Annotated in this window: 10 protein-coding genes; 2 read left to right on the top strand and 8 right to left on the bottom strand. The window is 56.9% G+C overall.

Features of this window, described 5'->3' with window-relative positions; translation table 11 throughout:
• Positions 1-71 precede the first annotated feature (71 nt).
• From MUU51_RS07730 to MUU51_RS07695, 8 genes are all read right to left on the bottom strand, one after another.
• A complete protein-coding gene (locus MUU51_RS07730; RefSeq protein ID WP_258967522.1) occupies positions 72-1217 on the bottom strand; it encodes a carboxymuconolactone decarboxylase family protein in 1146 nt (381 codons plus the stop codon).
• A gap of 147 nt (positions 1218-1364) precedes the next feature.
• Entirely contained in the window at positions 1365-2153 is a 789-nt protein-coding gene (gene fabI, locus MUU51_RS07725) for an enoyl-ACP reductase FabI (RefSeq protein ID WP_159774564.1), read from the bottom strand.
• 120 nt (positions 2154-2273) lie between these two features.
• Positions 2274-3080, bottom strand: coding sequence for a putrescine export ABC transporter ATP-binding protein SapF (sapF, locus tag MUU51_RS07720; protein WP_159774566.1), 807 nt, complete (start codon positions 3078-3080; stop codon positions 2274-2276).
• Position 3081: 1 nt separating this feature from the next.
• The gene (gene sapD / locus MUU51_RS07715; protein WP_159774568.1) at positions 3082-4074 is read right to left on the bottom strand and encodes a putrescine export ABC transporter ATP-binding protein SapD; all 993 of its coding nucleotides are present in this window, start codon (positions 4072-4074) and stop codon (positions 3082-3084) included.
• The gene (gene sapC, locus MUU51_RS07710; RefSeq protein ID WP_159774570.1) at positions 4074-4964 is read right to left on the bottom strand and encodes a putrescine export ABC transporter permease SapC; all 891 of its coding nucleotides are present in this window, start codon (positions 4962-4964) and stop codon (positions 4074-4076) included. Before sapC ends, sapD begins: the two co-directional genes overlap by 1 nt.
• Complete coding sequence (gene sapB, locus MUU51_RS07705; RefSeq protein WP_159774572.1) at positions 4951-5916, bottom strand: putrescine export ABC transporter permease SapB; 966 nt, start codon at positions 5914-5916, stop codon at positions 4951-4953. The genes sapC and sapB overlap by 14 nt, the downstream gene beginning before the upstream one ends.
• A complete protein-coding gene (sapA, locus tag MUU51_RS07700) occupies positions 5913-7562 on the bottom strand; it encodes an ABC transporter substrate-binding protein SapA (protein ID WP_258967521.1) in 1650 nt (549 codons plus the stop codon). The genes sapB and sapA overlap by 4 nt, the downstream gene beginning before the upstream one ends.
• A 90-nt stretch (positions 7563-7652) precedes the next feature.
• Positions 7653-9968, bottom strand: a complete 2316-nt coding sequence (locus MUU51_RS07695) for a helix-turn-helix transcriptional regulator (protein ID WP_258967520.1) — start codon at positions 9966-9968, stop codon at positions 7653-7655.
• 172 nt (positions 9969-10140) lie between these two features.
• On the opposite strand from MUU51_RS07695, the gene MUU51_RS07690 reads away from it, so the two are divergent.
• Together MUU51_RS07690 and MUU51_RS07685 are read left to right on the top strand one after the other, a co-directional pair.
• Entirely contained in the window at positions 10141-11310 is a 1170-nt protein-coding gene (locus tag MUU51_RS07690; protein ID WP_159774578.1) for a M20 aminoacylase family protein, read from the top strand.
• Positions 11311-11337: 27 nt separating this feature from the next.
• A complete protein-coding gene (locus MUU51_RS07685) occupies positions 11338-12732 on the top strand; it encodes an MFS transporter (protein WP_159774580.1) in 1395 nt (464 codons plus the stop codon).
• Positions 12733-12747: the final 15 nt, after the last annotated feature.

Genomic DNA, 12747 nt, shown 5'->3' with positions numbered 1-12747 from the left:
TTTCGTGGCCAAAAGAGCGGCTGACAGTTTTACGCGAATATGCCTGTCGCAGCAAGCGAACTTTAAGCCTTTTACGCATCCTGAGACACCTCGCCAAGGCCGATTTTCAGGCGGTTTAGCCAGCCGGATAACCCGCTCCAGGCCAACAGAGAGAAGGCTTGCTCTGCAGAAAGCCCCTGCTCAGTGAGGGGGGTAAACTGCGCAGCGCTGAATCGGTCAGGCGCACGAGTGAGCAACTGCGTCGCCTGGATAATTGCGTGATAAAGCGGCTTCTCCTGACCCCAAATCAGCAGTGCCCGGTCGCCCTGTAAGGCGGCTTCTTTCAGCGTATCCTGAACCGCGCTTTGCTGAAAACAGCTGACGCTGCCATTAATACGTGCGCTAACAAGAGCCGCTAACGGTGCGGCGTCATCATCGATTGGTAGTGCACGCAGTAACTCGCTCAATCGTTCGAGCAGGGTTTCATCCCACACCAGCAGCGGTGCCAGCGTTTCTAATCCCGTTTGCGACGCACAATGGGCGAGGGCGTCCATCTGTTCGACGCTGGCATAGCGGATTTCAACGCTGTCGAGACCCGGCTGCCACCGTCCTGTTTCGAATGCAAAAAGGGCGGCGGGGGCATCATCCTGCATTGGCATACCGGGGATCCAGCGCACCGGCAAGCCTTTTAACGCCTGACCGGCGGCAATCACCCGCGCCTGATAGCTAATAAAGCCCACGATTTGCGTGATCAGCACGATATCCGGCGTGGTCAGCCCTACGGCATCCAGCTGCTGACGAGCGCGTTCGCAGATAACGGACGGCGAGCCTGCCAGCTGACGGGCGTACTGGGTAATTTGCGCCAGACGGTGATTACTCTCGCGCGATGAATCAGGTCCCGGCAGCGGCGCCAGTCGCGCGGCGTAGTGATTACACAGACGCTGGACACCAAAGACCTGGGCGACGGTTAACGCAGTGCTCAGGCGTTCGTAAGCGCTAAACGTATTCAGGCGTGTGGGCGTAACGGCGTCAGGAAAAAGGTGTTCAGAAATATGCAGCGACACGTCCAGCCAGGGCTGACATGGCGAAGTCACCGAATCAGGCAGGGTTAAATCCAGTAAAAAACGGTTTGCGACGTGGGCGGCTTCCGGGACCAGAGGCAGCACATCGGCGGCCTGGTTTCTCGCTTGCGTTTCATGATACCAATGGCTTTTGCCGTGAGAGCGGCTTTGCTCCATGGGAGTTCCTTCAGGACGTCGTATCGTTGTGAGATAGCTATCCTGACGTAAGGCGGGGGCAGGTAAAAATATTGAAGCGTGATAACAAATAACAGACTGGAATAACGGCGGGGTTTCCGCCCTGCGTAAACAGGGCGGAAGAAGAACTTATTTCAGTTCCAGTTCGTTCATTGCGGCGATGCTGAAGCCACCGTCAACGTGAACGACTTCACCGGAGATACCGGCAGACAGGTTGGAGCACAGGAATGCTGCGCTGTTACCCACGTCTTCGATGGTTACGGTGCGACGGATTGGGGTAACCGCTTCGCAGTGAGCCAGCATCTTACGGAAATCTTTGATACCGGACGCGGCCAGGGTACGGATTGGGCCAGCAGAGATACCGTTAACACGCACACCTTCTGGACCCATCGCGTTCGCCATGTAGCGCACGTTAGCTTCCAGGGACGCTTTAGCCAGACCCATCACGTTGTAGTTAGGGATAGCACGTTCCGCGCCCAGGTAGGACAGGGTCAGCAGAGCAGAGCCTGGGTTCAGCATTTCACGGCACGCTTTAGCCATCGCCACGAAGCTGTAAGAGCTGATGTCGTGTGCGATTTTGAAGCCTTCACGGGTTACGGCGTTAACGTAGTCACCGTCCAGCTGGTCACCCGGCGCGAAGCCGATGGAGTGTACGAAACCGTCAAATTTCGGCCATACTTTTGCCAGATCGGTGAACAGAGCGTCGATGCTTTCGTCCTGCGCAACGTCGCATTCCAGAACAATGCTGGAACCCAGGTTTGCGGCAAACTCTTCCACACGGCCTTTCAGCTTCTCGTTCTGATAGGTGAACGCCAGTTCAGCACCTTCGCGATGCATAGCCTGTGCGATACCGTAGGCGATGGACAGTTTGCTGGCAACGCCAGTTACCAGAATGCGCTTACCGGAAAGAAAACCCATAGCTTTTAATCCTTATGTCATTTTTGTAGCGGCTGCATCAATTATAGGCAGGCCGTCGTTAAACGTCGCGATTCTAGCATAGAGTGGAAGGAGAGTTAATCCGACCACTTAAGATAGTCCTCAGCGATCTTTGCGCCACGCATCCGCCTTCAGCGCTTCACCGAAATGCCCGGCAATCAGGCGTTTGGTGAGATCATGCAGCGGGGAGGCGAGCACGTCGGCGGTGCTGCCGCGTTCGACGACTTCACCCTGATGCATCACCAGCACCTGATCGCTGATGTGTTTCATCATGCCGAGATGCTGGGTCACGTAAATGTACGAAATCCCCTGTTTCTCCTGTAATTCGAGCATCAGATTAATGAGCTGAGAACGCATCGACATATCTAACGATGCCAGCGCTTCATCACACACGATCACCTTTGGACGCAGGATCAGTGCGCGAGCCAGGCCCAGACGCTGTTTTTGGCCAGGGGCGAGCATGTGCGGATAATAGCTGACGTGATCCGGCAGCAAACCCACCAGACGCAGGGTGTCGATGATCTGTTTGCGGCGGGCTTCCGCGTCTAAATCAGTGTTCAGACGCAACGGGAAATCGAGGATTTGCGAAATACGCTGACGCGGGTTCAGTGATGTCGACGGGTCCTGGAAAATCATACGAATGCGCTGGCTGCGGAACGAATAATCGCCGTATTTCAGCGGGTGATCGTCAATCAGTAGTTCACCGGTGGTCGGTTCCACCATGCCCGCCAGCATTTTCGCCAGCGTCGATTTACCGGAACCGTTCTCGCCGATAACCGCCAGGGTCTGCCTTTCACGCAGGGTAAAGCTCAGCGGTTTAACCGCTTCGACCGTCTGACGGTGGAACAGCCCGGTACGGTAGCGAAAGGTCTTACTCAGATTGCGGACTTCAAGCAGGGTCTCGACCATTTCACTCTTTCTCCATGTTCAGCGGGAAGTGACAGGCGAAAAGATGGTTCTTCGCGCCGGTCAACCGCGGTCTTTCAATGCATTTGCGCTGGGCGTAAGGGCAGCGCGGCCCCAGACGACAGCCAATCGGCAGCGATTCCAGCAGAGGAATAGCGCCGGGCATCGTGTTCAGACGGCTTTTATGCGGCATTGAGCGGCCAAAGTCCGGCATCGCGCGAATCAGCGCCTGAGTGTACGGGTGATGCGGAATGCTCACCAGATCTTCACTCGGCGCGGTTTCAACCGTTTGCCCGCAGTACATCACGTTAATTTTATCCGCCCACTGACTCAGCATTTGCAGGTCGTGGCTGATGAGCAAAATGGTGGTGTTATTGTTTTGATTGAGTCGGCTGAGCAGGCGGAAAATCTGAGCCTGAGTGGTGGGCTCCATGGCGTTGGTCGGCTCATCGGCAATCAGCAGACGCGGCTGATTAGCCAGCGCAATGGCAATCATCACCTTCTGACATTCGCCGTCCGTCAGCTCATACGGGAAGCTGCGCATCGCATCTTTATGGTCCTTAATACCGACCCGGTGCAGCAGTTCAATCGCACGACGTTTACGCCAGCCGACGCGCTGCCACCAGCGGCCTTTGTAGGTCCAACTGGGGATGTTTTGCATTAGCTGACGCCCGATACGCTCGGACGGATCAAGACAGGACTGCGGTTCCTGGAAAATCATCGACACGTTATGGCCGACGAGCTTACGACGTTCACGGTTGGACAGGCGGAGCAGGTCGATATCATCAAAGCGCATACGGTCGGCAGTCACGCGCCAGTTTTCTTTGGTCACCCCGCAAATCGCTTTGGCGATAAGGCTTTTGCCCGAGCCTGATTCACCTACCAGCCCACGAATTTCGCCTTCAGCGAGGGTCATGCTGACACGGTCTACCGCTTTCACCCAGCCTTCGCTGGTACGAAATTCGATGGTCAGATTGCGAATATCAAGTAATGGCATTATCGCACCCCCGCGTTAATGGCGCGGCGAACACCGTCGCCCAGCAGGTTCACCAGCAGTACGCTGATCATAATTGCCGCCCCTGGTAGCATCACGGTCCACGGCGCGACATAAATCAATTCCAGCGCATCGCCCAACATCGCGCCCCATTCCGGGGAAGGGAGCTGTGCGCCCAAATCGAGAAAGCCCAGCGCGGCGATATCAAGGATCGCCATCGACAGCGCGCGGGTAATTTCAGTCACCAGGCCCGCGGCGATATTAGGCAGCACCGCATACCACAGAATGTTGCGCGTGGTGGCACCGTCCAGACGGGCGGCAACCACGTAATCTTTTTCCAGCTCGTCATGCACCATGCTGTAAACCGAGCGCACCATGCGCGGCAGCAGCGCCAGCCAGACGGCGAACATTGCGTGCAGCAAATGCGGTCCCGAGAAAGCGACGACAATAATTGCCAGCAGCAGGGACGGAATAGAGAGCAGGGTATCGAGAATATGGTTCAGCACCGCCGAACGCAGGCCGCGGGTGGAGCCGGCAAACGCGCCGAGCACCAGCCCGAAAATCGTGGCGCCGAGGGTGACGACAAAGGCACCGCCAACGGTCGGAGCCGCGCCGCTGAGCAGACGGCTCAGTACATCGCGCCCAAGATCGTCGGTGCCGAGGAAGAACGACACTTCACCGTAGCGGGACCACGACGGCGGCAATAGCTGATAGCCTAAAAACTGCTGATCGATACCGTAAGGCGCAAACCAGGTGCCGAAAATACACAACAGCGCCAGACCCGCGCAGCCATACAGGCCAATCATCGCGGTTGTGTCTCCGTAGAATTTATGCCAGACGGTGCGCATCACACCGGGTGGGCGTTTTTCCAGATAGACGCTATCGTAAGGCATACCATTCCTTATGTTTCAACGGGTTAGCCATGGCGCCCAAAATGTCAGAAATCACGTTCACAATAATGACCAGTGCACCAATCACCATCACGCCAGCGGAAATCGCCGCATAGTCCTGCTGGCGAATGGCGTTAATCATCCAACGGCCAAGGCCCGGCCAGCTGAACACCATTTCGGTGATCATCGCTAGCGTCAGCATGGTGGAAAACTGCAGACCGAGACGCGGAATTACCGGCGGCAGGGCGTTGTGCAGCACGTGGCGACGTAAAATCGTAAAGCGAGAAACGCCGCGCGTTGCCGCCGCCTTCACATAGTTGGTGTCATAGACGTCAATGGTGCTTAGGCGCATCAGACGGATCACTTCGGTGGTCGGCGCGACGGCCAGCGTCAGCACCGGCAGCACCATATGGCGCAGGGCGCTCATGATCATTTCATCGCGCCAGGGAGAATCCGACAGCCACGCATCGATCAGCGCAAAACCGGTGACATTTTTCACCTCATACAAAAGGTCGAAACGCCCGGAAACTGGCAGCCAGCCCAGCGTTAATGAGAAGAACAGCGTCAGCAGCAGCGCCAGCCAGAACACGGGAATGGAGAAACCGAGCAGGGCGAAGGCGCTGATGGTGTTGTCCTGCCATTTGTTGCGCATAATGCCCGCCAGCATCCCGACCGGGATGCCGACCAGCAGTGCAAAACCAAACGCCAAAATGCACAGTTCCATGGTCGCCGGGAACACGTCTTTCAACTGCTCAGAAATCAGCTGCCCGTTGATGCTGGACACACCGAAGTCCCAGTGCAGCAGACCTTCGAACCAGAACCGCCAGGCGTTCCAGAGCGATGCACCCTGTAACGGTGCATGAGGGGTGAAGTAGCTCAGGCTGAAGCCAACGAAGGTCAGGAGAAACAGCGTCACCATCAGTAAAAGCAGGCGGCGAAGGGTAAAAATGATCATGGTTTTTTCACCTCTTCCTGTTTTTCACGCGACACGCCGGCAAAGGACGCGTTGCCGAACGGGCTCAGTACCAGGCCTTTGATGTCGTAGCGATAGGCCTGCAACCGCAGCGATGACGCCAGCGGTAGTACCGGCAATTCTTTGGCCAGAATCTTCTGTGCTTCGTCGTACGCGTCGATGCGCGAAGCCAGCTGTTGTGAGGCCAGCGCCTTTTGCAGCACGGTATCAAACTCGCGGTTACACCAGTGCGCAAAGTTAGTCTGGGAGCCAATCGCCGCGCAGCTCAACAGTGGGCGGAAGAAGCTGTCGGGGTCATTACTGTCCGTCGCCCAGCCGGTGAGGGTCAGGTCGTGATTCATGTCCATCAGGCGCGCTTCCTGGAAGCGACCTTCCACCGGAACGATGATGACTTTCACGCCCACCTGAGCCATATCGGCCTGAATCAATTCGGCGGTTTTCAGCGGACTTGGGTTCCACGCCTGAGAGGTAGTCGGCACCCACAGGCGCAGCGTCAGATTTTCCAGACCCAGCGCTTTTAACTGCTCACGCGATTTCGCCGGATTGTATTCGGTAATTTTAGCTTCATTATCGTAGGCCCACGATGCGCGCGGCAGAATTGAGGCGGCGGTTTCGGCGGTGCCGTAATAAATCGACTGCATCAAACGCTGGTTATTGATGGCCAGCGCCAGCGCGTGTCGCACCGCTGGATTGTTCATCGGCGGCTTATCGGTATTAAACGCCAGATAGGCGATGTTCATGCCAGGGCGCAGCGTCAGACGTAAACGCGGATCGTCGCGCAGAATAGTGAGCTGGCTGGCAGCAGGCCAGGCGAGTACGTCGCATTCCCCGGTCAGCAATTTGGACAGACGCCCGGTGCCGCCGGAGCCTAAATCCACCACCACCTGCGGCATCAATGGTTCACCGCGCCAGAATCCCGGATGGCGTTGCAGGCGAATGTACTGCCCGGTGCGGTATTCATCAAGCTGATAAGGTCCGGTGCCGACGGGCTGGCGGTCCATCAACTCCTGCTTGCCGATTTTCGTCAGATTCGCCGCGTATTGGGCGGACATCACCGAGGCGTAGTGGGTGGCTAAATGCCACAGGAATGAGGCGTCCGGGCGTTTCAGACGAAATTCAACGGTGCGACCGTCGAGTTTGCGCACACTTTCGACGCTATCGGCAAACTGCAGGCTGTCGAAGTAGGGGAAATTCGGTCCGTTGACGTTATGCCAGGGATGATTGCGATTAAAAATGCGTTCGAAGGTAAAGACTACGTCATCGGCATTCAGCGCGCGCGTGGGTTGGAACCATGACGTTTTCTGGAACTGTACACCATTGCGCAAATGGAAGCGGTAGGTTGCGCCGTTATCCAGCACTTCCCAGCTCTCGGCGAGCTCCGGCACCAGACGGTAGGTATACGGGTCAACGTCTAACAGGCGGTCGTAAATTTGTGCCGCAAGGGTGTCGACAATCAGGCCGCTGCCCGCTTTCTGCGGGTTAAAGGTATTCACCTGGCCGCTAACGCAGTAGACGAAACCGCTGTCGCGAATGTCGCCATGCGGTGCCAATGCGGAAGGCGGAGCCGCCATCGCGTTGCCGCACAGCAACCCCATCACTGCCAGTAAGGATGATAATTTCAGGCGCATATGTTCTTCATAATTCAGAGCGATCTGCAAAGTGTATCGCACTTAAGGCGGCCTGGTACAAAACTCTGCGACCAACCGCTGTAAAAGTCGTCAATTTAGTGGGGTTAACTCATAAAGCACCAGCGCATTGCTTTCCAGCGAGTCGGCGATTTGCCAACTGTCGTGCAATTGTTCGTCACGCACGTCCAGCGTAGGGCGCGCTTTATGGCGGACCCAGCGCCAGATTTCTTCATCAGGGCCGCTGGCAACAGTGAACGCGTCCAGCAGCGGGTAGAGCGCGCCGTTATGCTGGTCGTAAAGATGCGATTTGATGCGCCATTTTCCGCTGAGCCCTTGCAGCTGAATGCGGTATTGCTGGCGAAAGCGTTGAATAAAGGCTTCCTCGCTCGAGAGCCATGGGTTGAAAACCACCGTGTTGCGCAGCAGCAGCTGGTAGCGTCCCTCGTGGCGCAACAGCAGCAGATTTTTGTCGTTAACCAGCACTTCGCCATGCAGCCTTTGCCACAGCCACAGCACCCAATAAATTGGTCGCGGCAGGCCGTGGTTGTACTGCAACGCCAGGCTTGACGTGTCGAGCGTGTCGTTGGCGCGTGCTTCGCCCTGCAAACCTGAATTGAGCCAGAACCCCGCCAGCCAGACCTGTTCCGACAGCCCCAGCAGATTGTGCATCAGCAGCGCGCCACGGAAAAACCAGCCGTTGGTGGCGCGGGTATTGCCGGTCAGCGTGTTCCAGGAGAGCAGCCACAACGGCAGGGTACGCTGCTGTTGGCGAAGCGCAGTCTGAATTTGTCGAATCTTTTGTACCGGGTAGTTTTCCGTGGAGGCAAGCCGGGCGGGATCGAGCTGCGCCAAATCCAGCAGTTCATTGGCATCAGCCGGACAGGCCAGAAAATCGGCCTGTTTTAGAATTGAGGAGTTAAAAAGCGCCTCGTCGTGCTCGGGCAAACTGTTCACCGCAAAGCGGTGCCACAGGCCAAATTTGGCACGCGGCAAAAATTCATTGATTGCCGAACGTTGGGTCTGCCAGACGTTTTGCCGGGTATCTTCGCTGGCCTGCGCTGACCAGTGCCAAACGAACTGCCAGCCCGCGGTCACCTCTGCCGGAAAATGGTTGACCGACTGTTGCAGGAAATGACGCAGTAAATCAGCCCGCGTTGTCAGCCCAGTGTGCAGGAGTACGGTCCATTTTTTCTCCGCCAGCCAGATGAAAATCTGATGCAGGTTATACCAGCACGCGTAGCCCGCCATCAGCGGGTCGTCCCAGCCGGTGGCAAACAGGCGGCTGCTCAGGAACGGTTCAGTGATATCGATCCCGTAAATCGGGATCTGCCCGTCAAGCGTCTCCAGCTCCCGGCGCACGTCTTCGCGCAGCAAATCATCAAGTTCGCGCAGGGTAATCATCACTCGCGTGTGACGCAGCGGGGCGACGCGCGAATCAAAATCACGTAAATCCACCACGCGTTCCTGCTGCTGATGCAGCGTCAACGGCGACGGCTCCCAGCCTCGCGTCTCTGGCTCATTCAGCAGGCTGAACAATTTATCAACCGCTACCGGAAAAAGGCTGTTGCTGGCGGTCATCCGTGGGCGAGCGACAGCGGACGTATTTTGTCGCAGGCGGCGGAACTCACGCGGCGTCATATGGTGATGGCGGCGAAACAGATCACTCATCATGCGGGTGCTGGCGAATCCTTGCTCCAGGGCAATCTGGTGCAGCGGGCGGTTGGTCAGGCGCAGCGCATCCGCCGCCTTTTCCAGTCGCAGGGTAGTGATGTACTGCATAAAACTGACCCCGACCTCCTTGCGAAACAGCCTGGAAAGCCAGGCTTCGGACACAAATTCCGCCGCAGCAATTTCCGCCAGGGTGATGCGCCGGGTATAGCTGGCGTCAATGCGTTCCACGACCTGCGTGATGCGCTTACTCCAGCCCGGATTATCCAGCCGCTGGCTGATGCGCGCAGGTTGCTGAAAACGGGTGGTCAGTAACAGCAGGATTTCGCCGAGCCAGCGGTTGGCCTCCAGCCGGTAGCGGCTCTGGTGATTAATCAGGGTAACCACTAAGAGCTGACGTAATAAATGACGGAGCTCGTCGCACTGCGGCCAACTGCCGCTGGTTTCATCGGGAATGTGGTAGTCATGGGTAAAAATATCGCTGTAAAGCCTTGTGAGCCAGTGCCCGGAAAGCGTGACCTGTAATGTTGCGTTAGGGGCCTCGCTCGAAAGCTGCCAGCGCTGATTACGGTTGATAACGGTCAGGCTATCGGTCTCGAGCGTTTGCCGCCGCTCCTGGGTTTGCAGCTCCGCGCTGCCTTCCAGCATCCACAGCAGCGTCAGACTATTGCTCTCTTCATGGCTGAGCTGTCGCACATCCAGAACGGTAACTGCAAACTCACTGCCGCTTTGATCCATGACTCACCTCACATCAAGACAAAATAGAACCTGTTGTTTTTTGTCATAACTGAATTGTATGAAAAACAGTCATTAAGAATGCGTTACTTCACAACAAATAAACGCACTTTGCCGGGGTTGTGGCGGCATAAACTCGACATTATCACTGTGAAGCAATAAAGGGATAACAAAAATGACACATCCAATTGTTGAAGCGCTACAGGACACCGAAGAGCAATTCATTGAACTGCGTCGTCACTTTCATCAGCATCCGGAAATCGGCTTCGAAGAACATCAAACCAGCGAGCAGGTCGCTCGCCTACTGACCCAATGGGGATACGAGGTACATCGTGGCCTGGCAGGCACCGGCGTGGTTGGCACCCTGAAAGTGGGCAACGGCAGCAAACGGCTCGGCATTCGCGCTGACATGGATGCGTTGCCGATGCAGGAGAGCAGTGGCAAAGAGTGGGCCAGTAAAACCGACGGTAAATTCCATGGCTGCGGCCACGATGGTCACACCACAACGCTGCTGTATGCGGCGGAATATCTGGCGCGTACACGCAATTTCAGCGGCACGCTGCACGTGATTTTCCAGCCTGCGGAAGAACTACTGTACGGCGGACGCGTCATGGTCGAGGACGGCTTATTCGATAAGTTTCCCTGCGACCATATTTTCGGTCTGCACAATATGCCTTCGCAAAAAATCGGCAAAATTGGCCTGCACGATGGTGCAATGATGGCGTCATCCGACACGCTGCATATCGAAGTGACGGGTAAGGGCGGTCATGGTGCGGTACCGGAGCACACCGTGGATGCCACCCTCGTGGCGTGCCATATCACCGTGGCGCTGCAGTCGATTGTGTCGCGCAACATCACGCCGTTCGAGCCAGCGGTTGTCACCGTCGGCAGCATTCAGGCCGGACACGCGCCGAACATCATCAACGAAAAAGTGCTGATGAAACTCACCGTGCGCACCCTCAGCGAAAAAGTACGCCAGACCGTATTGCAGCGCATTCATGATATCGCCATCGCTCAGGCGGAAAGCTTTAACGCCACGGCTACTCTGACGCACGTCAACGGCAGCCCGGTGCTGAAAAACGACCCGGCGGCAAATGAAATGGTGCGCAGCGTCGCGGGCGATCTGTTTGGTAAGGATGAAGTGGTCACCATCGGTTCGTTTATGGGCAGTGAAGATTTCGCCTTCATGCTCGAAAAGAACCCGAACGGCTGCTATTTCACCATCGGCGCGGGCGACGAGCCGGATCGCTGCATGGTGCATAACCCGGGATATGACTTCAACGACCAGATCCTCATCACCGGCGCGGCATTGTGGAGCGGGCTGACTGAACACTATCTGCGTTGATGACCGAACACGAAGGAGGGCCGCTCGATGAGTACCGTTCCCCTGACAGAAACCCGTCCGTTTGCCGGTAATGACCGGCTGCTGATGGGCATTGTTCTGAGCGTTTTGACCTTCTGGCTGTTTGCCCAGTCGGTCATAAACGTGGTTCCGGCGATGAAAAGCAGTATCGACATTTCACTGGAAACGCTGACCCTGGCGGTCAGCCTTAGCGCCTTATTCAGCGGTTGTTTTGTGGTGGCCAGCGGCGGGCTGGCAGATAAGTTTGGTCGCGTACGCCTGACGCTTATCGGCCTGGTGCTCAGCATTGTCGGCAGCGCGCTGCTGGTGTTGTCGCACGGCCCGGTGCTATTTCTGGCGGGCAGGGTGATACAGGGATTATCGGCAGCGTGCATCATGCCTGCGACCCTGGCGCTGATCAAAACCTGGTATGAAGGCAAGGCCCGTCAGCGGGCGATCAGCTTCTGGGTGATTGGTTCCTGGGGCGGCAGTGGACTGTGTTCGTTTGTGGGCGGTGCAATCGCTACCGGCCTGGGCTGGCGCTGGATTTTCGTGTTCTCGATGGTGGCCGCGCTGGTGTCCTTTTTGCTGATTCGTGGGACGCCGGAAAGCCGCAGTGAAAGTGCGCAAAACCGGAAACTGGATCTTGGCGGTCTGTTCAGTTTTGTTACTGCGCTGGTGATGCTGAACCTGTTTATCACCAAAGGACACAGCTGGGGATGGAGCAGCGGCCTGTCGCTTTCCCTGCTGAGCGGGGCGGTGCTGGCGACGCTGTGGTTCATTCGTTCGGGCTTGCGCAAAGGCGATGAGGCGCTGATTGATTTCGCGCTGTTTAAGAATCGCGCCTACAGCGGGGCGGTGCTGTCGAACTTTATGCTTAACGGCTGCATCGGCACGCTGATGATCACCAGCATCTGGCTGCAGCAGGGGCATCACATGTCGGCGTTCCAGACCGGGATGATGACCATGGGGTATCTGGTCACGGTGCTGGTGATGATCCGCGTCGGTGAAAAGCTGCTTCAGCGCTATGGGGCGCGCCTGCCGATGATGTTCGGCCCGGTGATTGCCGGCGTCGGCGTGGCGCTGATTTCGTGCACCTTCCTTGAAAAGTCAGTTTACATCGGCATCGTGTTCTTCAGTAACGTTTTGCTGGGATTAGGCCTCGGCTGCTACGCCACGCCATCGACTGACACCGCCGTCGTGAACGCGCCGGAAGAGAAAGTGGGCGTTGCCTCCGGCATCTACAAAATGGGCAGCTCGCTGGGCGGCGCGATGGGCATTGCGGTGACGGCATCGATTTACGCCATGCTGTTGCCGCTAGGCATGGCTCACGCCGCGCAGTATGCGTTGCTGTTCAACAGCGCATTGTGTCTGGGTTCGATGCTGGCGAGTGCAGTACTGCTGAGTAAGCCCGCGCAAGCGTAGCGCCGCCGGGCAAAG

Origin of the sequence: Scandinavium manionii, assembly GCF_024764775.1 — a bacterium.
GTDB lineage: Bacteria > Pseudomonadota > Gammaproteobacteria > Enterobacterales > Enterobacteriaceae > Scandinavium > Scandinavium manionii.
This window is presented reverse-complemented; position numbering and strand designations above follow the sequence as displayed.